This window comes from Castellaniella sp. S9 (assembly GCF_027257175.1).
Lineage (GTDB): Bacteria > Pseudomonadota > Gammaproteobacteria > Burkholderiales > Burkholderiaceae_B > Castellaniella.
Window position 1 is genome coordinate 183,494 of record NZ_JAPFGD010000003.1, and the last position, 25,275, is coordinate 208,768.

Genomic DNA, 25,275 nt, shown 5'->3' on the forward strand with positions numbered 1-25,275 from the left:
CGAACCGTTCACCCGCTCCAGGACGAAATCGGCGGGGACGGCCCACGGAAGGAGACGACATGCAGTTTCTACTCAGGCTGTCACGCTTCATCGACAGGATCACAATGCACGTCGGCACATTGGCCATGCTGATGATCGCGGCGGCGGTGTTCATCAGCACGGGCAATGCGGTGGCGCGCAAGCTCTTCTCATTGAGCTCGAACGCCATGCTGGAGATCCAGTGGTATCTGTTCTCGGCGGTCTTCCTGCTGGGCGCTGGATACGCCCTGCTGAGGAACGCGCATGTGCGCATCGACTTCCTGTCCAGCCGGTTCTCGCCGCGTACCCGCAATCTCATCGACATCGGCGGCATCCTGCTGGTCATCGTGCCGCTTTGTGCCCTGCTGATCGAGATGTCGATGCCGTTATTCCTGAGCGCGTACCAAACCGGCGAGATGTCGCCCGACGCGGGCGGGTTGCTGCGCTGGCCAGTGCTGATGACAGTGCCGCTGGGAATGGTCCTGCTGCTGGCGCAAAGCGGCTCGGAAATCATCAAGCGCATCGCCTTTCTGGGCGGCTACGGCCCCGACCCGCTGTTCGAAAAGAGTGAACAGGAAAGCATCGACGAGCTCATCGCCGAGGGCGAGGCGCTCGTCGCGGAGGTGACCGGCCAGCACGCCGCGCCAACCACAGGCGCCGATCGGGAGGCCAAATGATGGAACTGCTGATCGACAACTACGTCGTGTTCATCTTCATTGGCCTGCTGGCCTTCCTGGCGACCGGCTTCCCCGTCGCTTTCGGCCTGGCGGCCACCGGCCTGTCCTTCGGCTGGCTGGGCAATGAGTTGGGACTCTTTCCCCTCGCGCTCTTCCAGGCACTGCCTCTGCGCCTCTTCGGCATCATGCAGAACGACACGCTGCTTGCCATTCCTTTCTTCACGCTCATGGGCATCATCCTGGAGCGCAGCGGCATGGCCGAGGACCTGCTCGAAACGATCGGACAGGTCTTCGGCAAGGTGCGCGGCGGCATCGCGGTGGCGGTCGTGCTCGTCGGCGCCCTGCTCGCCGCGACGACCGGCGTGATCTCTGCGGCAGTGATTTCGATGGGGCTGATCTCCCTGCCCGTCATGCTGCGCCACGGATACAACCGCAGCATCGCCACCGGCGTCATCAGCGCGTCGGGAACCCTGGCCCAGATCGCTCCGCCCTCGCTCGTACTGATCGTGATGGCCGACCAGCTCGGTCAGCCGGTCGGCGACTTGTATGCGGGCGCGTTGCTGCCGGCGCTGTGCCTGATCGGCATCTACCTGCTCTACATCACCATCATCGCCATCATGCGTCCCGCGTGGATCCCCGCGCTGCCGCCTGAAGCGTTGATCTACAAGGAAGCCGATGGCTCCAGCGGCCACCGTTCGCTGCTGGTAGTGCTATTGGCGTCGACTGCGATCGGTGTGCTCTGGAGCCAGATGCATGATCCGTTCATGTCCTGGATGCAAGGCCACGCCTATGCCGGGGCCGCCGACGAAAAGGTGATCTTCGCCATTATCGCGGGCTCCTTCGCCGCGATCCTCATGGCCAGCGCCAACCGCGTCGCGAAGATCGGGGCCCTGTCCCACTTGACCGAACAGGTGGTGTTCGCCCTGATCCCGCCGCTGGTGCTGATCTTCCTCGTGCTCGGGACGATCTTTCTAGGCCTGGCCACACCGACGGAAGGCGGCGCCATGGGGGCGACCGGCGCACTCATCATGGCCCTCGCCCGGCGGCGCCTGAGCTGGAAGCTGTTCCGGCAGGCCCTGGACCAGACGACGCTGCTCACCTGCTTTGTCATGTTCATCGTGATCGGCGCGACGGTCTTCAGTTTCGCCTTCAACGCTGTGGACGGACATCGCTGGGTCGCGCACCTGTTCGACCGCCTCCCCGGCGGCGAGATCGGCTTCCTGCTGTTCGTATGTCTGATGGTATTCGTGCTGGGCATGTTCATCGACTATTTCGAGATCGCCTTCATCATCGTTCCGATCCTGGTCCCCGTCGTACAACAGATGGGCATCGACATGGTCTGGTTCGGTGTGCTGGTCGCCATGACCCTCCAGACCTCGTTCCTGACGCCACCGTTCGGATATGCGCTCTTCTACCTGCGCAGCGTTGCGCCGCGCAACGACTACACCGACGGGACGACGGGACGGCGCATCGGCAAGGTCACCACCGGCCAGATCTACAAGGGATCGTTGGCGTTCGTCATGCTCCAGGTCGTGATGATCGCTACCCTCATGGTCTTCCCGAACCTCGTGACCAGCGGCCTGGACCGCGGCGTCGCGATCGACGTCGACTCAGTCAAGCTGCAGCTCGACACCACTGGCCAGGGCTCGTCGACAGACGGCCGCGGATACGGACCATCTCAATGGTAGGCAGGGTTCCACTCGACCCAATCGATACTCAAAAGGAGGAGTACATGCAACGACGTTCATTCATCAAGCAAGCGGGCCTCGGACTGACGGCAACCGCCGCAGCGATCGCCGCACCAGCCGTCCACGCGCAGCCGGCGCTGAGATGGCGCATGGCGACCAGCTACAGCACCTCGCTCCACGCCCATTACGGCTCCGAGCAGCGGTTCACCCAACTGGTCGAACAGATGTCCGGCGGCAAATTCACGATCACGCTGCACCACGCAGGCGAACTCATGCCCGCCTTCGGCGTGCTCGACGGCGTACAGAACGGCACCGTCGAATGCGTGCATACCGCACCCTACTATTTCGTCGGCAAGGACGAGACCTTCGGCATCGGCTCGGGCATCCCCTTCGGCCTGAACACGCGGCAGATGAACGCATGGATGTTCGACGGTAACGGCCTGGATCTCATGCGCGAGTTCTATCGCAACTACAACATCATCAACTTCCCCATGGGCAACACCAATGCCCAGATGGGAGGCTGGTTCCGCAAGGAGGTCCAGGGCGTGGAAGACCTCCAGGGCCTGAAGATCCGCATCCCAGGCATGGCCGGGGAGGTATTCCAGCGCATGGGAGCGGTGCCGCAGCAGATCCCCGGATCGGACATCTACACCTCGCTCGAGAAGGGCACCATCGACGCGGCGGAATGGGTCGGTCCCCTGGACGACCAGAAGCTGGGCCTGAACAAAGTCGCTCCGTACTACTATTATCCCGGCTGGTGGGAAGGGTCCGGCCAGGTGGACCTGTTCGTCAACACCAAGGCGTGGGAATCCCTGTCGGCGGAAAACCAGGCCATCATCCAGGCGGCATCCACCGTCGGCCACCTCGCAATGCAAACCATCTACGACAACCGCAATCCGCAGGCGCTCAAGGAATTGGTCGGTGGCGGCACGCAATTGCGCCGCTTCTCCAAGCCGATCATGGATCGCAGCTTCAAGGAATCGATGCAGCTTTTCGACGAGATTTCCGGCCGTAATCCCAACTGGAAAAAGGTCTACGCCGACTACGCGAAATTCCGGGCCGACCAGAACTCGTGGTTCAAGTTCGCCGAAGGCAGCTTCGACAGCTACATGCAGATGCAGGACTGGTAAGCCAAAGGCCGCGCGCCCAACCGCCTCAGGCCGGCACGCCGTACAAGTCGTACTCGTCGGCGTCCTCGATGCGCACCTGGACCAGGTCGCCGGGGGCACGGCCGGCGGCATCGCGCAGCAGCACGGTGCCGTCGATTTCAGGTGCGTCGGCCATGGACCGCGCGGTGGCGCCGCCCTCGCCGTCGACCTCGTCGACCAGCACCGTCAGGGTGCGGCCGACCTTGGCCGCCAAGCGGCGCGTGGAGATCGACTGCTGGTGCGCCATGAAGCGCTCCCAGCGCTCGGCCTTGACCTCGTCGGGCACCGCGTCCGGCAAGTCGTTGGCGCGCGCACCCTCGACCGGCGAATACTGGAAACAGCCGACGCGGTCCAGCTGCGCCTCATCCATCCAATCCAGCAGGTACTGGAAATCCTCCTCGGTCTCGCCGGGAAAGCCGACGATGAAGGTCGAGCGCAGGGTCAAGTCCGGACAGGACTCGCGCCACTGGCGGATGCGCGCCAGGGTGCGGTCCTCGAAGGCGGGACGCTTCATGGCGCGCAGGATGCGCGGGCTGGCGTGCTGGAAGGGAATGTCCAGATACGGCAGGATGCGGCCCTCGGCCATCAGCGGGATCAGCTCGTCGACGTGGGGATAGGGATAGACGTAGTGCATGCGCACCCAGACCCCGAACTCCCCCAGTGCACTGGCCAGCGCGGTGAGGCGGGTCTTGACCGGGCGGCCGTCCCAGAAACCGGTGCGGTACTTGACGTCGACCCCATAGGCGCTGGTGTCCTGCGAGATCACCAGCAATTCCTTCACGCCCGCGTCGACCAGGCGGCGCGCCTCGCCCAGCACGTCCCCGATGGGCCGGCTGACCAAGCGTCCGCGCATCGAGGGGATGATGCAGAAACTGCAATTGTGGTTGCAGCCCTCGGAGATCTTCAGATAGGCGTAGTGGCGCGGCGTCAGGCGGATACCCTGCGGCGGCACCAGGTCGACGTAGGGGTCGTGGACGATGGCGGGCGGCGCGGCCTCGTGCACGGCGCGCACGACCTGCTCGTACTGCTGGGGGCCGGTGACGGCCAGCACCGCCGGGTGCACGTCGCGGATCATGTCCGCCTCGACGCCCAGGCAGCCGGTGACGATGACCTTGCCGTTCTCGACGATGGCCTCGCCGATGGCGTCCAGCGATTCGGCCTTGGCGCTGTCGATGAAGCCGCAGGTATTGACCACGACCACGTCAGCACCCTCGTAGTCCGGGCTGATCTCATAGCCCTCGGTGCGCAACTGGGTCAGGATCCGCTCGGAATCCACCAACGCCTTGGGGCAACCCAGGCTGACAAATCCGACTCGGGGGGAAGCACTCATGAAAACCTCTCGGGGCCTTGCGCCCGTTCAGGATGCCAAACCCCGTATTTTAGCGAATCGGTGCTAAAGTCCCCTGAAAACGCTCCTCCCGCCCCTTTCGTGCCAGATTCACACACGCCTTCGCTATCGGACCAGATGCTTGCGGCCGCCCAGGCCGTGCGCGCCGTCCTCGCCGGACAATCGCTCTCGGACAGCCTCGCACGCACGCCGCCGGCGCAGCGCGCCGCCGCCCAGGCCCTGTCTTTCCACGCCATGCGCCGTCTTGGCCTGGCGCGCGCCCTGCAGCGGCGCCTGGTGGCGCGCGCGCCCGCCGATCCGCTCGCGCACGCGCTGCTGCTGCTGGGCCTGTGCCTGATGGACGCGAGCCTCGAGCCGGCGGAAGGCCGGGGCGCGCACGTCCCGGCCTATGCACCGCACACGGTCGTGCACCAGGCGGTCGACGCCGCCGCACGCGACAGACGCTGCCGGCCCGTCAAGGGCCTCATCAACGCCGTCCTGCGCCGCTATGCCCGTGAACGCGCGCAATGGCTCGCGCAGGTGGCCGACGAGCCCGAGGCCCGCTGGAACCATCCCGCATGGTGGGTGGATGCCTTGCGCGAGGCCTGGCCGGCGCACTGGCAGGCGCTGCTGGCCTCGGCCGACATCCCCGGCCCCCTGGTCCTGCGGGCCAATGCCCGACGCACCACGCCGGCACAGCTGTGCGAACGCCTCGCCGCCGAGGGGATCGACAGCCGCCTCGTGGGCGCGGACGGCCTGCTGCTGCCGCGGCCGCGGCCGGTGCACGAGATCCCCGGCTATGCCGGGGGCCTGTGGTCCGTGCAGGACCTGTCCGCGCAACAGGCGGCGCGCCTGCTGCCGCTGGCCGACGGGATGCGCGTGCTGGACGCCTGCGCCGCACCGGGCGGCAAGACCGCCCACATGCTCGAGCGCCATGCCCTGCGCCTGACGGCGATCGACAGCGACGCGCAGCGGCTGGCCCGCATCGGGCAAAACCTCGACCGCCTGGGCCTGTCCGGCCCCCAAGCCATGCTGCGGCACGCCGATGCGGCCGATCCGGCGGCCTGGTGGGACGGACAGGCCTTCGACGCCATTCTCGCCGACGTGCCCTGCACGGCCTCGGGCGTGGTGCGCCGCCACCCGGACATCCGCTGGCTGCGGCGCCCCGAGGACCTGCCGCGCACCGCCGCGCTGCAGGCGCGCATCGCCGATGCCCTCTGGCCGCTGCTGCGCACGGGCGGCCACCTGCTGTATGCCACCTGCTCGATTTTTCCGCTGGAATGCGAGGACCAGGTGCGGGCATTTCTGGGGCGGCATCCCGATGCGCGGCGCCTGCCCGCGCCCGGCCAGATTCTGCCGCTACCCGGCGCGAACGGCGAGACGGGCGATGGATTTTTCTACGCCTTGATTGCCAAGCATGAATGAGTCGACAACAATACGGCATGTTTCCCGACGAACCGCCACGTCCACGGTCGCCGCGCATGTATCGACTGATCCTGTCCTTTGCGCTTTGCCTGTTCGCCCTGCTGCCATTCGGGCAGGGCCTGGCCGAACCGTTAGTCGAGCGGGTCGAGCCCATGGCCGTGGACGGCCGCCTGCTGATTGACGCCGACGTCGAGTTCCGGCTGACCGACGAACTGCGCGGTTTCGCCGAAAAGGGCGTGCCGCTGTACCTGACGGCCGATCTGCAGATCACCCGGTCGCGCTGGTGGTGGTTCGACAAGACCGTGGTCTCGACCGAGCTGACCTGGCGGGTGCAGTACAACGCGCTGACGCGCCAGTGGCGCGTGGGTACCGGCGACCTGTCGATGCCGGCCTCGACGCTGGACGAAGCCCTGGACCTGGTGCGCTATATCCGCGGCTGGGACGTGGCCTCGACCGACGAACTCGAGACCGACACGCAATATGAGGGCCAGCTGCGACTGCGCCTGGACACCGCCCGCCTGGCGCGACCCTTCCAGGTCGACGCCCTCAACAGCAAGGCCTGGTCCCTGACGACGCCATGGAAAAACTTCACGTTTTCGATCTCCGTCGCCGCACCCCGGCCCTGATCCGCTGGGCCCTGCGGGCGGCGCTGGCGGTGGCGGCCATCAGCGCGCTGGCCCTGCTCGCGCTGCTGGTCTGGTCCACCGGCAACGCCTCGCGCTACGCCCAGCAATACGATCTGCTGCTGCTGTTGAACGGCATCCTCGCGGTGGCCCTGATGTCGTGGGTGCTGCTGCTGACGGTGCGGCTGCTGCGCCAGATTCGCCGGCGCCAGTTCGGCGCCCGGCTGACGGCGCGCTTCGCACTGTTCTTTACGCTGATCGGCATCCTGCCCGGCGCGCTGATCTACGTGCTGTCGGTGCAGTTCATGTCGCGTTCGATCGAATCCTGGTTCAACGTGCGGGTCGACAGCGCCCTCGAGGCCGGCTTGAACCTCGGTCGCGCGGCGCTGGATTCACAATTGACCGAGCTCAACACGCGCGCGCAGGGCATGGCCGGGCGCCTCACCAACGTCAGCGACGCAGAGATCGCCCTGCTGATCACACCCCTGCGCGAGAACAACAATGTCTCCGAGGCCATGGTCTTCAGCGGCAACGGCCGCCTCGTCGCCTTTTCGTCCTCGGCATTCGGCCAGTTGCTGCCCGACATGCCGCCCAGCAATGTGATGAACCAGTTGCGCGTCGCCCAGAGCTACTCGGCCGCCGAGGCCGACAGCCCCACCGGCGACAGCCTGGCCGCCAACGGCCTGCACCTGCGGGTGGTCATCCCCATCGACACCCATGATCGCTTTGGGGCGGCGCTGGGCATGAGCGCCGATTCGCGCTGGCTGCAGGTCATCCAGCCCGTGCCCGATCGCATCGCGCACAATGCCAATCTGGTGCAGCAGGGCTTTCGCGACTATCAGGAGCTGGCCCTGTCGCGCCTGGGCCTGCGCAAGCTCTATGGCATCACCCTGACCCTGGCGCTGATCCTGGCGGTCTTTGCGGCGGTGGTGGCCGCCTTGGCCGTGTCGCGGCGGCTGGTGCGCCCCCTGTTGACGCTGGCCTCGGGCACCCAGGCGGTGGGCGTGGGCGATTACCGCCCGCTGCCCGAACCCCCCGAACGCGACGAGGTCGGCCAACTGACGCGCTCGTTCAATGCCATGACGCGCCAACTGGACGAGGCGCGGCAAATGGTCGACCGCAACCGCCGCCAGCTCGAACAGACCAACCTATACCTGGAATCCATCCTCAGCAACCTGTCCTCGGGCGTATTGGTGTTCGACGAAGCCTTCCGGGTGACGCTGTTCAACCAGGGCGCGCAGGACATCCTGCGGCTGGACCTGCGCACCATACGGGGCCGCCCGCTGGAGACCGCCGACGGCGCGCTTGGCCTGGCGCGGCTGCTGCGCGAGGCCTTCGCCTCGCACGAGGCGGTCGAATCCACCCGTCCATACTGGCAGCAGCAGTTCGAGCTGGAACTGGAGCAGGCCGCCGACAACGAGAGCAAAAAGCACGTCGTCACCCTGCTCGCCAGGGGCACCCAGCTGCACATGGACGGCCACGGCAACGGCCACTTGGTCGTCTTCGACGACATCAGCGAGGTGATCTCGGCCAACCGCACCGTGGCCTGGGGGGAGGTTGCCCGCCGGCTGGCGCACGAAATCAAGAACCCGCTCACGCCCATCCAGCTGTCGGCCGAACGCCTGGCGATGAAGCTCGCCCCGCGCCTGGAGGAGGCCGACGCCGCCTTCCTCATCCGCTCGACGAACACCATCGTCAACCAGGTCGCCTCGCTCAAGCAGATGGTCGATGATTTCCGCGAGTATGCCCGCACGCCGCCGGCGCAAATGCAGGACGTGGACCTCAACGCACTGGTGACCGAGGTGCTGACCTTGTACGGCTGGGATCCCGTCGACGGCATGGTCCATAGTGTCGGCGGCGCGCCGGCGGCGCACATCGAGGCGCAGCTTGCCGAGGCATTGCCGACGCTGCAGGGCGATCCCGCCCAATTGCGCCAGGTCATCCACAACCTGGTGGCCAATGCACGCGATGCGGCCTGTCAGCATCGCGGCACGGCCGATGCGCGGATCATGGTCCAGACGCGTCTGATCCAGGCCGAGGACGGTACGCGCAGCGTGCGGCTGCGCGTCATCGACAACGGTCCGGGCTTTGCGCCGCAAGTCATCGCACGCGTCTTCGAGCCCTACGTCACCACCAAGGCGACGGGCACCGGCCTGGGCTTGGCCATCGTCAAGAAAATCATCGAAGAACACCACGGACGCGTGGACATCTCGAACCAGGACGACGGCGGCGCGCGCATCTCCATCCTGTTCACCCTCATGTCGGGGCAGGGGCGGCCGGCTGGACGCGATGCATCAAGCACTGGATAATATGGAAAAGAAATAGGCGAGGTTTTAATGGCCCGAATTCTGGTTGTCGACGACGAGATTGGCATCCGCGAACTGCTGTCCGAGATTCTCTACGACGAGGGCCACACGGTCGAGCTCGCAGAAAACGCCGCACAGGCGCGCGAGTCCCGCCTGCGCAGCCGCCCCGACCTCGTCCTCCTGGACATCTGGATGCCCGATATCGACGGCGTCACCCTGCTCAAGGAATGGAGCAGCCAGGGCTTGCTGAACATGCCCGTCATCATGATGAGCGGCCACGCCACGGTGGATACGGCCGTCGAGGCGACCCGCATCGGCGCGGTCGATTTCCTCGAGAAACCCATCACGCTGCAAAAACTGCTGAAGGCGGTCGCCGCGGGTCTGGCGCGCCCGGTCATCCCGGCCTCGATGCGCAGCCGCACCGAACGCCCCGCCGCCGATCCGGTGTTCACCCAGGTGCCGCAAGTCGCCGGCAAGGTGCCGGCCCCGCCCGCGGCGCCACCCGCCGCGCCGGCGCCGGCCGTCGATGACTCGCACCTGGGCAGCATCTCTCTGAATCAGCCCCTGCGCGAGGCGCGCGACGAATTCGAACGCATCTACTTCGAATATCACCTGGTCCGGGAAAACCACAGCATGACGCGCGTATCCGAGCGCACCGGTCTCGAGCGCACGCACCTCTACCGCAAGCTCAAGCAGCTCGGCATCGACACCTCCCGCAAGAAAAGCACCAACAGCTGATCCCCGCCCCCGGCCTCACGCCGGCGGGTTCCAGCCCTGTGCGAATTGCGCCGCCGACTGGCGCTTGCCGCCCGCCCGCTGCAGTTCCGTGATCCGCAGAATGCCGTCGGCGGCGAGCACGTCGATGCCCTGCGCGCCCGCCGCCAGGATCGTGCCCGGCGCGGCCCCTGCCGCACGCGGGTCGGCGGCGACGGCATGCGCCTTCCAGACCTTGACGGGCTGGGCCAGCCCGGGCAGCATCAGCGTGGCGCCCGGGAACGGATCGAACGCACGGATGCGGCGCGCCAGGTGCTGCGCGCCCTGCTGGAAATCCAGCGCCGCCTCGGACTTCGACAGTTTTTCGGCGTAGCACACCCCCGTCCCGGGCTGCGGCACGGGCTGCGGGGGGCGGCCCGCCGCAAGGTCGGCCAGGACTGCGACGATGGCGCGCGCCCCGGCCTCGGCCAAGGCATCGTGCAGGCTGGCTGCGGTGTCCTCGGGTCCGATCGGCACCTCGGCCACCCGCAGCATGTCGCCGGTGTCCAGACCGGCATCCATCTGCATGATGGTCACGCCGGTCATCGGATCGCCCGCCTCGATCGCGCGCTGGATGGGCGCCGCCCCGCGCCAGCGCGGCAACAGACTGGCATGGATGTTCAGGCAGCCCAGGGGCGGCAGGTCCAGCACCCATTGCGGCAGGATCAGCCCGTAGGCGGCCACCACCATGACATCGGGCCGCATGGCCAGCAGCGCCTCGCGGGCGGCCCGCGCCTCGTCGGGAAACTTGCCGTCCAGCCGCAGGCTGCGCGGCTGCAGCACCGGGATGCCGGCCTCGAGCGCCGCCAGCTTGACGGGACTGGGCGCGAGCCGCATGCCGCGCCCCGACGGGCGGTCGGGCTGGCTGAGCACGCCGACCACCTCGTGGCCCGCCTCGATGAGGGCAAGCAGCCCCTGGCGCGCGAATTCCGGCGTGCCGGCAAAGACGAGTCGCATGGCCGGGTCAGGCGCTGGCGGCTTCGCGCTCGGCCTCGCGTTGCTGCTTGCGCAGGCGCGTGCGGATCCGGTTTTGCTTGAGCACGGACAGGTACTCGACGAAGACCTTGCCCATCAGGTGATCGAGTTCATGCTGGACGCAGACCGCCAGCAGGCCTTCCGCATCGAACTCGTAGGGCTCGCCCTGTTCGTTCAGGGCGCGCACGTGGATGCGCGCGGCGCGCTGGACCTCGTCGTAGACGCCCGGAACGGACAGGCAGCCTTCCTCATAGACCTGGAGCTCTTCGCTTTTCCAGGTGATTTCGGGATTGATGAGGACATGCAGCTCGTTGCCGTCCTCGGACACATCGATGACCACGACGCGCTCGTGCACGTCGACCTGGGTCGCCGCCAAGCCCACGCCGGGTGCCGCGTACATGGTCTCGGCCATGTCGCGCACAAGCTGGCGGATACGATCATCGACCTGCGCAACCGGGGCGGCCACCTTGTGCAGGCGCGCATCGGGATACTTGAGAATGGGTAGCAGGGCCATGGTGAATCCAAATCGTATGAGACTTAAACCTCTATGATAAAACAAGTTTTGGCGCCTTACCCGCACAGAAACGTACCGCTTGCCAGGGCCAGCAGCATGTCGGCGGACAGCCAGGCCTGGAAGACCAGGACCAGGCCGCACAAGCCCCCCGCCCAGCCCAGCAGCCGCAACGAAAACCCCCATTCGCACTTTGGGCGGCCCGGCGCGCTCATGGCGCCCCCCAAGGCGCCGCGAGCGGGGCGTCGTCGATCAGCCAGTGCAGCAGGGCGGCGACGATGCCGACGGCGATCGAGCCCAGCCACAGCAGATCGTAGGATCGCGTGGCATCGTAGGCAATCGCGCCCAGCCAGACGCCGAAGAAGCCGCCCACCTGGTGTCCGAAGAACACCAGGCCGAACAGCGTGGCGATGTAGCGCACGCCGAAGATCCGCAGGACGAGTTCATTGGTCAAGGGCGCGGTGCCCAGCCACAGGAAGCCCATCAAGACCGCGAACGCATAGGTGCTGGGCGCCGACACCGGCAGCCAGAGAAACACCAGCATTCCCGCCACACGCGCGGCATAGATGACCGCCAGGACGCGCTTGATGCGCCACACGCCCCCGATGCGGCTGCAGGTGTAGGTGCCAAAGACATTCGCCAGGGCGATCAGTGCCAGCGCGGTGCCCGCCTGCGCCAGTGAAAGGCCATGATCCATCAGGTAGGCGGGCAGGTGTGTGGCAATGAAGGCAAGCTGGAATCCGCAGGCAAAGAAACCCATGTTCAGCAGCCAGAAGCCGCGATGCCGGAACGCCTCGCGCAAGGCGTCCGGAATCGACTGCCGGGGCCCGGCCCATGCGGTGCCCGTCCGCCGGTCGCGCAGCAACACCGCCAGGGGCGCGCACACCAGGATGAGGACGCACAGGGCCGCGGCCGTCAGTGTCCAATCCATGCGGCCCAGCATGGCCTGCACAGCGGGCACCAGGCAGAACTGCCCGAGGCCGCCCACCGCCCCCGCAACGGCCAGCGCCCAGCTGCGCCAGGCGGGCTCGAAAATCCGCGACAACGCTCCGTACACTGTGCCGAAGGCCGTGCCCGACAGGGCAATGCCGATGAGCACCCCGTTGCTGAGCGCGAACCCCAACGGGGTCGCGGCATCGGCCATCAGCAGCAGGCCGAGCGCGTAGGCCGCCATCCCGACGAACAACACGCGGGCCGAACCGTACCGATCGGCAATCATGCCGGTGAAGGGCTGCGCCGCGCCCCAGACCAGGTTCTGCAAGGCCAGGGCGAATCCGAAAGCCTCCAGGGTCCAGCCATGGCTGCCGACCACAGGCTGCATGAACAGCCCCTGGGTATGACGCACGCCCAGGGACAGGCCCATGAGCAGGCCGCCGGCGATCACGATCATCCAGCGCGAGCGGGGTGTCAAGCCATATCGATATTCCATCGTCGGATCCTGGTCTGTGGAGGAGAGGGTGTCCGGCACGGCCTAGGCATCGGCCAGCATCGGATATAGCGAGGCCAACAGCAGCAGGGCCATCGCCAGGTTGACGCGACGCTGCCGCGCGGGATCGTCGAGCACCTGTCGCAACAGGCTGCCGCAGCCGGTCCACAGGCCCACGCAGGGCAGGTTGATGATCGCGAACAGCGCCGAGATGAGCATCACGCTCGCGGCATAGTCCTCGCGCGGCGCATAGGTGGTGACGGCGGCGACGGCCATGGTCCATGCCTTGGGATTGACCCACTGGAAGGCGGCGGCGCCCAGGAAGCCCAGCGGCCTGGCATGGCCCGCGCCTTCGCTCGCCGGGGACACGGCGACCGGCCGCGTGATGTTCCAGGCGAGATACAGCAGATAGGCCGCGCCCACGTAGCGCAGGACGGCATAGAGGCCGGGCACCGTCTGGAATACCGCGCCCAGTCCCAGGCCCACGGCCAGCACCATGATGAAAAAGCCGCCCGTGACGCCGAACATGTGCGGCAGCGAACGGCGGAACCCGAATGCCACGCCGGAGGCGAGCAGCATCGTGTTGTTGGGGCCCGGCGTGATGGATGAAACCAGGGCGAACAGGGAAAAGGCGAGCAGGAGGTCGGCAGGCAGATACATGGTTCGTACAGTGCGGCAATGTTGCTTCGCGGATGCGGCATGGCCTTATCTTGTCAGTTCGCCCCTCTGTATTGAATACACAGAGGCGGCCGGATTTCCGCATACAGGCCGGCTCGCACGCCCTCTTATCCGTCCGGATTTCGCCCGATCTGTGTCATTCCGGAATACAGGGAGGACGGCCAGAGCACACTCGCACGCCGCGCCCCGTTCTTCCATGGCACACTAGTGTCGTGTCTCATTAATACGTAGCCATGATGAAATCGATGGATTCGTGCCCAGGGCAAGGCGCAAACCGCAGCGATAGCCAGTGCTATCGCGAGGATTTGCAACGCCGCACTGGGCACGAAGGCACGATTTCATGGATGCGTATTAATGAGACACGACACTAGTGCTTGTCCACGAGCCTGGGCACCTGCACGGCGGCCAAGGCGCCCCACGACCTCCTCTTCCTCCGCCTCGCGCACCATGCCTCTCACCGCCGACGAACACGAACTGCGCGCCTGGATCCGCCTCGGCCTGGAACGGGAACTGGACGCTGCCCGCATTCGCGAACTGCTGGCCGTGTTTGGCATGCCGCAGGACATCTATGCCGCTTCCACCGGCAGCCTCGCGCGCCATCTCGACTCCGACCTGGCGGCGCGCCTGCGGCAGCCGCCGGACGCCGATACGCTGACCGCCATCGACGGCGCGCTCGCCTGGCTGCGCGAGCCCAGCCATCGCCTGCTGACCCTCGCCGACCCCGACTATCCGCCCAGCCTGCTGGCCTTGCACGATCCACCGCCGATGCTGTATTTGAACGGCCGGGTGGAACTGCTGCGGCGCCCGGCAATTGCCGTGGTGGGCGCGCGCAGCGCCACGGCCGGCGGCATGGACAACGCCCGCGCCTTCGCGCACTACCTGGCGCAGCGCGGCTGGTGCGTCGTCAGCGGCCTGGCCAGCGGCATCGACGCGGCCGCCCACGAAGGCGCCCTCGATGCCGGGCCGGACGCGGGAGGCACCATCGCCGTCCTGGGCACGGGCATCGACGTCGTCTACCCGGCCCGCAACCGCGCGCTGGCGCACCGTACGGCCGCGCAGGGCCTGCTGGCCTCCGAGTTCCCGCTCGGCACCCGCGCCCTGCCGTTCTTCTTTCCCAAGCGCAACCGCATCGTCGCCGCCTTGTCGCGCGGGGTCCTGGTGGTCGAGGCGGCCCGGCAAAGCGGCTCGCTCATCACCGCCCGTCTGGCCAGCGAACTGGGACGCGAGGTCTTCGCCATCCCCGGATCCATCCACTCACCCCTGTCGCGCGGCTGCCATGCCTTGATCCGCCAGGGCGCAAAGCTCGTCGAATCAGGCGAGGACATCCTCGAGGAACTGCGCCAATCGGGGCTTGGGCTACCCCCGGCGCCGGTGCACGAGGCGACAAAGGGCACCCATGCCCCCACCCGCGGTCCCGCGCCGTCCGCGGGCTCCGACGCCGGCATCCTGCTGCGCGCCCTGGGCCACGACCCCGTGGATACGGATACGCTGCTCGCGCGCACGCAATGGGACATCGGCCGCCTGAACGGCCAACTGGGCATGCTCGAGGTCTCCGGCGCGATCCAGCGCGGGGCCGACGGCCGCTACTCGCGGACCGGCTGAGATATCATGATGGTTTGCCCACGATACGCCCGCCGCAGGGCTGCCCACCACCGGAAACCACCATGTCCGAATACGTCAAAATCGTCGAGGTCGCTCCGCGCGACGGTCTGCAGAACGAAAAGCAATTCGTCGATACCGCCGTCAAGGTCCAGTTGGTCGACCGCCTGTCGGCCGCCGGCTTTCCCAACGTCGAGGCGGCCTCGTTCGTGTCGCCCAAATGGGTTCCGCAAATGGCCGACGGCACCGAGGTGATGGCCGCGATCACGCGGCGCCCCGGCACGATCTATTCGGCGCTGACGCCGAACATGCACGGCTTCGAGGCCGCCCTGGCGGCACGCGCCGACGAGGTGGTGATCTTCGGCGCCGCCAGCGAGGCATTCTCGCAGCGCAACATCAATTGCTCGATCGCCGAGTCCATCGCCCGCTTCGAACCCGTCGCCGCGGCGGCCAAGGCGGCGGGCATCCGCTTGCGCGGCAGCATCAGCTGCTCGCTGGGCTGCCCGTACCAGGGGGAAACCCCCGTGTCCGCGGTGGTCGACGTGGCCGAGCGCTTCCTGCGCCTGGGCTGCGACGAGATCGACGTGGCCGACACCATCGGGGTGGGCACCGCCGCGCAGGTCAAGCGCGTGATGCTCGCGGTGGGCCAGGTGACCGACCTGGGCACGCGGGTCGCCGGCCATTTCCACGACACCTACGGACAGGCGCTGGCCAACATCGTCGCGGCGATGGACGTGGGGGTGCGGATTTTCCACAGCTCGGTGGCCGGCCTGGGGGGCTGCCCGTACGCCAAGGGCGCCACCGGCAACGTCGCCACCGAGGACGTGCTCTACCTGATGCGCGGCCAGGGGATGGACACGGGCGTGGACCTCGATGCGGTCGTCGAGATCGGCCAATGGATCTCCGGCCATCTGGGCAGGCCGTCCGCCAGCCGGTCGGGACGCGCGCTGACCGCCAAGCGCGGCTGATCCCACGGTTCGCATGCCACCTCACAGCCAGAACACCGATCCACGGGCAGATACGTTGCCCAGAATCATGCCGGACCCGTGAACGCCCAAGCGCCAACAGACCAGAACACTGAGGACTGGCGCCTGGACTACCTGTTCAGTCTCGCGCGCCACAGTTGGCTGATCCATATCGGCGTCGTGATGCTGCTTGGCATGGCTTGGCGCCATGGCGCCCCGGACCCGCGAGCATCGGCGGCATGGCTTGCCACCATGCTCGCTCTGTCGATAGGGATGCTGGCACTGGCGTGGACGCATGGTGCTGGGCCGGCTTCGCAGGCTCGGCGGCGCGGATATCTGCATACGCTGCTCACCGGCCTCATCGGCACCGCGTGGGGATTGGGGGCCCTGATCATTTCCGAACGCGATTTCGGCATGCTGCTGGTCTACTCTCTGGCACTCGGCGGTACGGCCCTGGGTGCCGTATCCTCCCAGCATGTCCTGCAGCGCTCTTGTTTGACCAGCATCTGGACATCGCTGCCGCTACTCGCCCTGGCGCACTGGAACCATGATCCAGCCTGGTGGTACGGCGGCATCAACGCAGCGATGGTGTTGCTGTATGCCATCGTGCTCACGACACAATCCCGCCGCATGAGCCAGTTCGTCACCCGAAAGGTCGAGCTTTCGACATCGCTCGACGCCAAGGTAGACGCCCTGACGCTGGCCATGGATGAACTCAACAAGGCGCGCCGCGAAGCCATCGCAGCCAATCAGGCGAAATCCCGATTTCTAGCTCAAGCCAGTCATGATCTGCGCCAACCCATCCATGCCATCGGCCTACTGACTTCTGCATTGCAGGACACGCCGCTGAACCGGGAACAGCGAGAACTTACCGAAACGATCGAAGGCTCCATCACGTCGGTCTCGTCTCTTTTCCAATCTCTGCTCGATATTTCACGGCTCGACGTCGGCTGCGTCCAGCCCCGCCCACAGGCGATCGACCTGCAGGCCTTGTTGCGCGCGGCCGGCCGCCAAGCGGAATCCCATCTGCATCACCGCGCTGCTCAACCGCGCCACGGGCCGCCGGCACGGATCCGCATCGCTCGTTGCCCGGTGTGGGTGTTTAGCGACCCGGGCCTGCTGACGGCCATTGTGCATAATCTGCTCACGAACTCGATCAAATATGGGCACGGGCACATCCTGGTGGGCGTTCGCCGCTGCCGGGATGGCCTGGCCATCCAGGTCTCCGATCAAGGGCCAGGCATTGAGGCCCAACACCTCGAGATGATCTTTGATGAGTTCGTACGAATCGAAAACGAGGCGGCCCGCCGGGTGGAGGGCCTGGGTCTTGGGCTGTCGATTGTTCGCCGCCTGGCCAATCTGCTGGACTTGAGGGTCCACGTGCGATCCGATCCCGGCCGCGGCACCTCCTTTCTGGTTTCGGGCCTGCGATGCTGCCCCCCACAACCAACACGACTTCGCCCGGCGATCGCCCATCAGGCCCATCCCTTGAATGGCCTGCCGATCGCCCTGATCGAAGACGATCCGACAGTGCGGGCCGCGACTGCCAGTCTCATGAAACGCTGGGGCTGTGAAGTCCACGCCCTGAGCGCCGCACCCAACCGCCGCCTGGGAGTCCGGTTCATCATCAGTGATTATCACCTTGGCGCAGCCGGCAATGGCCTCGATGCCATCACCCATATACGAACACTGGAAGGTTGGGACGTACCAGCATTGATCATTGCGGGCCGCATCGACCCCGACCAGCAAACGCGCCTGGCGTCGACGGCAATTGAATACCTGCCGAAACCAGTTGCCGCAGCCGCGCTGCGCGCCTGGCTGATGCGCCAGCCACGTCAGCCCACCTGATCGTCATCCCCGAGGCATCTGCAGGCGGCTGGCAACGGCAACCGCCGCCGTACGGCTGTTGACTGACAACGCCCGCAGCAATGCCGACACATGCATGCGCGCCGTCAGAGGTGAAATTCCCAGCGCCGCGCCAATTTCCTTGTTGCTCAGCCCTCGCTCGAGCAAGGCGAGCACCTCGCGCTGGCGCGGCGAGAGCATGGGCATCCGATCTCCCAATGAGTCAGGTGCTGTGCGCACGATGATCTCGCCGTCAAGGACACGTAGTATTCCGCGCACGATTTCGCCAGGCGGCAGCGACTTGCCGATGAACCCGTCGGCACCTGCTGCCATGACGCGCTCGATCGCCTCGTTGCTCTCGGCCATTGACACCACAACGATGACCGCCTGGGGATAATGCGCCCGCAATGCCGCAATGCCGATTTCCGGCACAAATCCGGGCAGCATGAGGTCCGTCACAAAAAGCGTGGGGATCCGTGGCAACGTGGCCGCCATCGGCAACACCTCTTTAAAGGAACCCACGTCCGCAAAGCAGGCGTCTGAAAAATGGCGCGCCAACACGTGCCGCATGCCTACCCGGAAAACCGGATGATCATCGACCAGCAGAATGGACTGCTTCTTTTTCAATACGTTCTCCACGACTTGAGTCTAAAGCGCCCACGGCAGCAAAAAGCGCACTGCTCGAAAACGATAGTATTCCCAAGCGCACCAGGCGCCATCCCCTCCAAATCAACACATACATATGTACACGTACACATGCCCACGATGCACACTCGAAGACAATCATCGATAATTTTTTAAAATTCCGACATAAAAATGTTGCCATAGTTTTCGTTCATGGTCATAACCTTCGACTCCAGGCAACGGGTCGATGTGGTGCTGAAACGGCACACTACGCGGCCCGCACGACACTCGATATCAACAAGAGACCTCATGCCGCCAACAACATCCTGCACCGCCCAACGCTCGATCTGCCTGATCATCCTCAGCCTGCTCGCCTCGAGCGCATTCAGCCAGGCCCTGCCCGATGCGGGTACCCTGCAGCGCGACTCAGAGCGCAGCCTGCAGGCACCGCAGCCAGCCGAACCCCCGGCGGTGCGGCCCAGCCCCCCTCCCATGGACGAGAATGCCAAAGGCGCGCGGATCACCGTCCGGCACATCATCATCGAGGGCGCCACACTCATCCCCGCCGCCAAACTCGAAGCCCTCGTCGCCGATCGCATCGGCCAGTCCCTGACGCTGGCCGAACTCGAGCACACCGCCCAGCGCATCGCCGAGTACTACCGCGGACAAGGCTGGTTCGTGCGTGTCTACCTGCCCCAGCAAGACGTCACCGACGGCACCATCCGCATCCAGGTCGTGGAGGGCCGCTACGGCGGCGCTACCCTCCGGAACCGAGACAGCCGCGCAAACGGCGACTTCGTCCAGGCGATCGTCACTCGCCGTCTGCAAACCGGCCAGCCCCTGTCGGCCGCCGACCTCGAACGCGGCCTGCTCATCGCCAATGATCTGCCCGGCATCCGCGCCACCGGCCAGCTGGCTGCTGGCCAGGCGCGCGGCGAGACCCGGCTCCACCTCGACATCGAGGACACGCCGCTGGTCACCGGTGATATCGGCGGCAATAACTTCGGCAACAAATACACTGGTACCGCACAGCTCGCCGGCGGTATCGCCTTCAACAACCTCACCGGGCGCGGCGACCAATTGGCCATCCGCGCCCTGGCGGCCAAGCACCTGTACTCCGCACGCCTGCAGTACAGCCTGCCGCTAGGCACTGATGGCTGGCGCTTGAGCCTGCACGGATCCACCCTGGGCTATCGGCTGAGCGGGCGCTACGATCCGCTCGATGCCGAGGGCCAAGCCTACACCGGCGGGCTGGCCGTCTCCTATCCCCTCATCCGCCAAAGTGATCGCAATCTCACCGTGAGCATGGGCTACGAGCATCGCCGCTATGATGATGACATTCTCGATACCGCCTTGCGCCGGCACCGCATCGATGCCGTGTCGCTGCGCCTGGCCGGCGATCGGCGTGATCGCCTGGCCGGCGGCGGCGTCACCTGGGGCGAGTTGCGGCTCATTCAAGGACGGCTGGGCCTGAGCGACGTGGCCGCCGACAAGGCCATCGACGCCGCCGGCCCGCGCACCCGGGGCGATTACGCCAAGCTCGCCTTCCAACTCAATAGGCTGCAAATCCTGGGCCGCGGCAGCCCATGGCAACTCATGGCGGCGTTCTCCGGACAATTGGCCGACGGCAACCTCAGCAGTTCCGAACGCATGGCCCTGGGCGGGCCCTATGGCGTGCGCGCCTATCCGATCAATGAGGCGATGGGCGACGAGGGATTATTGCTCAAGCTCGAGCTGCGGCGCGACCTGGGCGCCGGCTGGCAAGCCCTGGTTTTCTATGACGCCGGCCACATCCGGCAGCACAAGAAAACCTGGTCGGGATGGGACGGTGGGCGCGGCCAACCCAACACCTACAGCCTGTCGGGTGCCGGCCTGGGAGTCAATTGGCGAGGGCATGGCGCGGTCGCCGGCTGGCTGATGACTGCCAGCGTCGCCTTCCCCCTGGGCGGCAACCCCGGCGCCAGCCCCAAAAACGAGAATAACGACGGCAGCAGCGCCTCGTCCGCCCACTACTGGCTCAATCTCAGCAAATCCTTCTGAGCACCGCCTCGCGCCTCGAGACGCTATCCAAGGAATCCGCCATGAATCACGCCTACCGCCTCGTCTATAACGAAAGCACCCGACACTACGTGCCCGCCCCGGAGACCTCGCGCACGCGCGGCAAGTACAGCGGCAAATCCATGCGCACCGCCGCACGCGCCGCGCTGGCCGCCGCAGCCTGCAGCGCTCTGCTCACCGGCCTGGCCCAGGCACAAACCCTCGCTCCCGACGCCCTGCCCACCGGCGGGCAGGTGGTGGCCGGACACGCCGCCATCCAGCAAGACGGCGCCCAGATGCGGATCCAGCAAGGCAGCGACCGCGCCATCATCGACTGGCAACAGTTCGACATCGGCTCAGCTGCGGCCGTGCACTTCCAGCAGCCCTCGGTCGATTCGGCAGCACTGAACCGCGTCATCGCCGGCGACGCCAGCCAGATCCACGGCCAACTCACCGCCAACGGCCAGGTCTGGCTGGTCAACCCGAACGGCGTGATCTTTGGCGAAGGCAGCCGCGTGGACGTCGGCGGGCTGGTGACCTCCACCTTGAACATCACCAACCAGGACTTCCTCGATGGCAAAGCCGTCTTCGCGCGCGAAGGCGCGACTGGCAGCATCATCAATCAGGGGGCCATCACCGCCGCCGACGGCGGTCTGGTCGCGCTGCTGGCGCCCACGGTCATCAATGACGGCATCATTACCGCCCGCATGGGCAACGTCGTTCTGGCCGCCGGCGAACAGGTCACCCTGGATGCCGGCGCCAATGGCCTGCTGCAGGTCGCCGTCGATCCAGCCACCGTGCAGACTCTGGTCGATAACCGCCAGCTCATCGTCGCCGATGGCGGCCAGGCCATCATGACCGGCAAGGCCGCAGATTCCCTGGCCGCCAGTGTGGTGGCCAACTCGGGCATCGTGCAGGCGCGCACGTTGGCTGAACACAACGGCCGCATCTTGTTGCTGGGTGACATGAACCATGGCACCGTGGCCCACAGCGGCCTGCTCGATGCTGGCGCACCCGACGGCGGCGACGGCGGTTTCATCGAAACCAGTGCCGCCACGGTGCGTATCGGCGAAACCGCGCGGGTCACCACCCATGCGCCCCAGGGCCAGACCGGCACCTGGCTGATCGACCCCAGCGACTACACCATCGCCGCCAGCGGCGGCGACATGACCGGCGCGCAACTTTCCGCGAATCTGGCCGGCAGCAACATCGAAATCCAAAGCAGCTCGGGCAGCAACACGTCCGGCGAAGGCGACATCAACGTCAATGACAACGTCAGCTGGAACACGAACACGTTGACACTGACGGCGGCTCGCCACATCAACATCAACGCGGTGATGGTCGCCGCGGGCGACTCCAAGCTGGTGATGAACACCGGTACGGCCAATGGCGGCGACGATGCCGCAGCCAGCGGGCAGGTGCGTGTCGGGCTGGCTGCCGACGCCGCCAACGGCTTTGCAGGCCGGATCGATTTCCCTGACCGCTCGGGCACGGGCTTTCTGACCATCAACGGCAATGGCTACCATGTCCTCGGCGCCAATGATCTGGGCGTGGCCGGCGACAGTTCCAACACCACACTCCAGGGCGTCCGCAACAACCCCTTTGGCCGCTACGCTCTGGGCGCCGACATCGATGCCAGCGCCACCCGCGGATGGAACGACGGTGCGGGCTTCATGCCGATCGGCAATGGCAGCAGCAACCGGTTCCGCGGCACCTTTGATGGTTTAGGGCATGTCATCAGCGGCTTGACTATCGAGCGGCCCGACACTGATTATGTCGCCCTATTCGGGCACACGTTGCTGGCCACGTTGCGCAACGTCGGTCTATCGGGCGGCGGAGCCATCACAGGCAATAACTACGTCGGGGGGCTGGCGGGCCTCACCCAAGATTCCACGGTGGCGAACAGCTTTGCGGCGGACAGCGTCACAGGCAACAATGTCGTCGGCGGGCTGGTGGGGGAAAACAGCCAAGGCTCGGTAGAGAACAGCTACGCTACGGGCGACATCACCGGTAGCCAGTACTTTGTCGGCGGGCTAGTGGGGTACAACTACCAAAGCCCGGTAGGGAACAGCTATGCTACGGGTAGCGTCAAAGGCAACAATAACGTCGGCGGGCTGGTGGGAGGTAACATTGCATCCAAGATCAGCAACAGTTATGCCACAGGCAGCGTCACAGGCAACAGTGACGTCGGCGGGCTGGTGGGGGAAAACAGAGATGAGGCCACGATCGGCAACAGCTATGCTACGGGTAGCGTCACAGGCAACAATAACGTCGGCGGGCTGGTGGGGGAAAACAGAGATGTGGCCACGATCAGCAACAGCTATGCCACAGGAAGCGTCATAGGCAACAACATGCTTGCGGGCGGGTTAGTGGGACACAACGATGCTAGTACCGTCCTGAATACTTACGCTACGGGCAGCGTCAGGGGTGCCTATTATGTAGGCGGCCTGGTAGGCATCATGCGCAACGCGTCGCTGGAGAACAGCTATGCCACGGGTCTCGTCACAGGCGGCTCTGGCGTCGGCGTCGGCGGACTGGTGGGTTACAACGATGCTTCTACAGTGACGAACAGCTATTGGGTGCAGGAAACCACCGGACAAACAAACAGTTCGGGCGGCGCTGCCATCCATTCCCTGGCCGCATTGCAGGCGGCCCTGCCCGCCGGGTTCGATCAGGCAATCTGGGCCAACGCCACGAACCAGAGCACTCCCTACCTTCGGGATTCGTCGCGCAGCCTGGCTTACATCACCAGCGACCCTAGTGCCGCATCACTCTATGACATCATTCAGAATGTCGCACAGTTGCAGGCTGTTGGCCATAACCTCTCTGGCCGCTACGCCCTAGGCAATCACATCGATGCCAGCGCCACCGCCACTTGGAACAGCGACGGCAGCGGCGGCCACCATGGCTTTGCCCCCATCGGCAATGACATAGACAAGTTCTCAGGATCCTTCGATGGCCTGGGCCACGTCATCAACCACTTGACCATCAAGCGCAAAACGGAAGGTTATGTCGGCCTGTTCGGCTACGCCGCCGCCGACGCGACGATTCGCAATATTGGCCTTGCCAATGCGGCCATCGAGGGCAGATCCGCATCCGGCATACTCGCGGGGGCCTTGGAAGGTACGGTGGCCCGCGCCTGGACAAGCGGCACGCTGGACATCGGCGGCGCTTCGGGCGGACTGGTCGGTTCCATCGGCCAGGGTGGCCGCGTCGTGGAAAGCTTCTCCACCGCCACGGTCACCGCGCATAATGGCTGGTCGGACCCGGGCTGGTGGAACGATGTGGGGGGCCTGGCCGGCTACAACAGTGGCATCATCGAACGCTCATATGCCACAGGCGCCGTCACTGGCAATTGGGGGGTGGGCGGCCTGGTGGGCAGCAATCTACAGCATGGCCACATTCAGGACAGCTACGCGACGGGCAACACAGTCGGCGGGAGTTACGCGGTGGGCGGCCTGGTCGGGCTGAATTGGTCCGGCGCGTACGTCAGCACCAGTTATTCCACCGGCCAGGTGAACGGCACCGGCGGTCTGATCGGCAGCAACAACAACTCGGCCAGTAATATTTCCAACTCGTTCTGGGATGTCCAGGCTTCAGGCAAATCCTCGAGCTCAGGCGGCACCGGCCTGACAACCGCCCAGATGCAGGATCCCTTCACCTTCATCGACGCCGGCTGGGATTTCAATACGGTGTGGGCCAAGTCGTCCGTCAACGAGAGCAACGGCCACATGATGCTGTCATCTGTACAGTCGGGCACTTTTCACGACAGCTACCTGCGCGTCGGCGCGCTGTCTCGCACCTACGGCGCAGCCAATCCCGATCTGTCCAGCGTCACGACCGCCGTAGGGGGCGCCGGCGTCGATTGGGGCAGCGCAATGACAGGAACAACCCCGGTAGGCACCTATGCATGGACGACTGCCGACGTGTTGTCCATCACCGGCGGCGCCAACCGCTATGAACAACTGGATGCCGGTCTCACCATCACACCGAAGGTCCTGGATACAGGTCTGACGGCAAACAATAAGGTGTACGACGGTGTGGCCGGGGCGACGCTGGACGGCACGCCTCAGCTTTCGGGTGTGATCAACGGCGACAATGTCTGGCTGGGTGGCACAGTCACCAGCGCGCTCTTCGAAGACGTTAACACCGGCACGGGCAAAACGGTCGTCGTCCAGGGACTCGCCCTCGGTGGAGCGGACCGGAACAACTACACACTCGGCCGGCCGGATGCACTGACCCTCAGCGCCGACATCACCCCGGCCGCCCTGAACGTCGCCGCCAAATCCACCCTGACCAAAACCTACGGCGACACCTACGCCTTCGCCGCCAGCGACCTGGACGTCACCGGCCTGCAAAACAGCGAAACCATCGGCAGCGTCGACTTCGCCAGCAGCGGCGCCGCCGCCAGTGCCGCCGTCAACGGCGGCACCCCCTACTCCGTCGCCGTCAGCAACGCCAGCGGCGGCACCTTCAATGCCGCCAACTACACCATTACCTACAGCGACGGCAGCCTGACCATCACCCCGGCCGCCCTGAACGTCGCCGCCAAATCCACCCTGACCAAAACCTACGGCGACACCTACGCCTTCGCCGCCAGCGACCTGGACGTCACCGGCCTGCAAAACAGCGAAACCATCGGCAGCGNCG

The 25,275-nt window shown here is 65.9% G+C and carries 19 protein-coding genes; 12 read left to right on the forward strand and 7 right to left on the reverse strand.

The features are described from left to right. The first annotated feature begins 59 nt into the window (after positions 1 to 59). From OOZ48_RS06000 to OOZ48_RS06010, 3 genes are read left to right on the forward strand one after another with little or no spacing between them, the layout of a single operon-like run. Complete coding sequence (locus tag OOZ48_RS06000) at positions 60 to 695, forward strand: TRAP transporter small permease subunit (protein ID WP_269496563.1); 636 nt, start codon at positions 60 to 62, stop codon at positions 693 to 695. Next, a complete protein-coding gene (locus OOZ48_RS06005) occupies positions 692 to 2,383 on the forward strand; it encodes a TRAP transporter large permease (RefSeq protein ID WP_442867543.1) in 1,692 nt (563 codons plus the stop codon). The genes OOZ48_RS06000 and OOZ48_RS06005 overlap by 4 nt, the downstream gene beginning before the upstream one ends. 44 nt (positions 2,384 to 2,427) lie before the next feature. Then, a complete protein-coding gene (locus tag OOZ48_RS06010; RefSeq protein WP_269496565.1) occupies positions 2,428 to 3,513 on the forward strand; it encodes a TRAP transporter substrate-binding protein in 1,086 nt (361 codons plus the stop codon). Positions 3,514 to 3,538: 25 nt separating this feature from the next. Here the strand turns inward: OOZ48_RS06010 and rimO are convergent, their stop codons facing one another. Continuing rightward, positions 3,539 to 4,861, reverse strand: coding sequence for a 30S ribosomal protein S12 methylthiotransferase RimO (gene rimO, locus OOZ48_RS06015; protein WP_269496567.1), 1,323 nt, complete (start codon positions 4,859 to 4,861; stop codon positions 3,539 to 3,541). A gap of 99 nt (positions 4,862 to 4,960) precedes the next feature. Between rimO and rsmB the strand changes: the two genes are divergently transcribed. The 4 genes from rsmB to OOZ48_RS06035 are packed head-to-tail and all read left to right on the forward strand — an operon-like array spanning position 4,961 to position 9,950. Next, positions 4,961 to 6,283 (forward strand): 16S rRNA (cytosine(967)-C(5))-methyltransferase RsmB, encoded by a 1,323-nt coding sequence (gene rsmB, locus OOZ48_RS06020; RefSeq protein ID WP_269496568.1) that lies wholly within the window; start codon positions 4,961 to 4,963, stop codon positions 6,281 to 6,283. After that, positions 6,280 to 6,909, forward strand: coding sequence for a DUF4390 domain-containing protein (locus OOZ48_RS06025; RefSeq protein WP_269496570.1), 630 nt, complete (start codon positions 6,280 to 6,282; stop codon positions 6,907 to 6,909). The genes rsmB and OOZ48_RS06025 overlap by 4 nt, the downstream gene beginning before the upstream one ends. Continuing rightward, positions 6,909 to 9,215, forward strand: coding sequence for a sensor histidine kinase (locus tag OOZ48_RS06030; protein WP_269496814.1), 2,307 nt, complete (start codon positions 6,909 to 6,911; stop codon positions 9,213 to 9,215). Before OOZ48_RS06025 ends, OOZ48_RS06030 begins: the two co-directional genes overlap by 1 nt. Positions 9,216 to 9,242: 27 nt before the next feature. Next, entirely contained in the window at positions 9,243 to 9,950 is a 708-nt protein-coding gene (locus tag OOZ48_RS06035; RefSeq protein WP_269496572.1) for a response regulator, read from the forward strand. A gap of 15 nt (positions 9,951 to 9,965) precedes the next feature. Here the strand turns inward: OOZ48_RS06035 and fmt are convergent, their stop codons facing one another. From fmt to OOZ48_RS06060, 5 genes are read right to left on the reverse strand one after another with little or no spacing between them, the layout of a single operon-like run. Beyond that, complete coding sequence (fmt, locus tag OOZ48_RS06040) at positions 9,966 to 10,922, reverse strand: methionyl-tRNA formyltransferase (protein ID WP_269496573.1); 957 nt, start codon at positions 10,920 to 10,922, stop codon at positions 9,966 to 9,968. Positions 10,923 to 10,929: 7 nt separating this feature from the next. Beyond that, positions 10,930 to 11,454 (reverse strand): peptide deformylase, encoded by a 525-nt coding sequence (gene def, locus OOZ48_RS06045; protein ID WP_269496574.1) that lies wholly within the window; start codon positions 11,452 to 11,454, stop codon positions 10,930 to 10,932. 56 nt (positions 11,455 to 11,510) lie between these two features. Beyond that, a complete protein-coding gene (locus OOZ48_RS06050; protein ID WP_269496575.1) occupies positions 11,511 to 11,666 on the reverse strand; it encodes a hypothetical protein in 156 nt (51 codons plus the stop codon). After that, positions 11,663 to 12,862: an MFS transporter gene (locus OOZ48_RS06055; protein WP_442867550.1), complete on the reverse strand. Its 1,200-nt coding sequence runs from the start codon at positions 12,860 to 12,862 to the stop codon at positions 11,663 to 11,665. Before OOZ48_RS06055 ends, OOZ48_RS06050 begins: the two co-directional genes overlap by 4 nt. Before the next feature lie 60 nt (positions 12,863 to 12,922). Next, positions 12,923 to 13,537, reverse strand: a complete 615-nt coding sequence (locus OOZ48_RS06060; protein WP_269496578.1) for a LysE family translocator — start codon at positions 13,535 to 13,537, stop codon at positions 12,923 to 12,925. A gap of 465 nt (positions 13,538 to 14,002) precedes the next feature. On the opposite strand from OOZ48_RS06060, the gene dprA reads away from it, so the two are divergent. The 3 genes from dprA to OOZ48_RS06075 all read left to right on the forward strand — a co-directional run bounded on the left by dprA (position 14,003) and on the right by OOZ48_RS06075 (position 17,967). Further along, on the forward strand, positions 14,003 to 15,157 hold the full coding sequence (gene dprA / locus OOZ48_RS06065; protein WP_269496580.1) for a DNA-processing protein DprA: 1,155 nt from the start codon (positions 14,003 to 14,005) through the stop codon (positions 15,155 to 15,157). Positions 15,158 to 15,219: 62 nt separating this feature from the next. Continuing rightward, positions 15,220 to 16,122, forward strand: coding sequence for a hydroxymethylglutaryl-CoA lyase (locus OOZ48_RS06070; RefSeq protein ID WP_269496582.1), 903 nt, complete (start codon positions 15,220 to 15,222; stop codon positions 16,120 to 16,122). A 78-nt stretch (positions 16,123 to 16,200) separates the two neighbouring features. Then, entirely contained in the window at positions 16,201 to 17,967 is a 1,767-nt protein-coding gene (locus OOZ48_RS06075) for a hybrid sensor histidine kinase/response regulator (protein ID WP_269496584.1), read from the forward strand. A 3-nt stretch (positions 17,968 to 17,970) separates the two neighbouring features. On the opposite strand, the gene OOZ48_RS06080 is transcribed toward OOZ48_RS06075, so the two are convergent. Beyond that, on the reverse strand, positions 17,971 to 18,591 hold the full coding sequence (locus OOZ48_RS06080) for a LuxR C-terminal-related transcriptional regulator (protein ID WP_269496586.1): 621 nt from the start codon (positions 18,589 to 18,591) through the stop codon (positions 17,971 to 17,973). A 306-nt stretch (positions 18,592 to 18,897) separates the two neighbouring features. On the opposite strand from OOZ48_RS06080, the gene OOZ48_RS06085 reads away from it, so the two are divergent. After that, positions 18,898 to 20,628 carry a ShlB/FhaC/HecB family hemolysin secretion/activation protein gene (locus OOZ48_RS06085; RefSeq protein WP_269496588.1) on the forward strand — a complete coding sequence of 577 codons (1,731 nt, stop codon included), beginning with the start codon at positions 18,898 to 18,900 and terminating at the stop codon, positions 20,626 to 20,628. Positions 20,629 to 20,669: 41 nt separating this feature from the next. Next, positions 20,670 to 25,275 (forward strand): GLUG motif-containing protein (locus OOZ48_RS06090; RefSeq protein WP_269496590.1); only part of this gene is annotated, 4,606 nt, incomplete at its 3' end.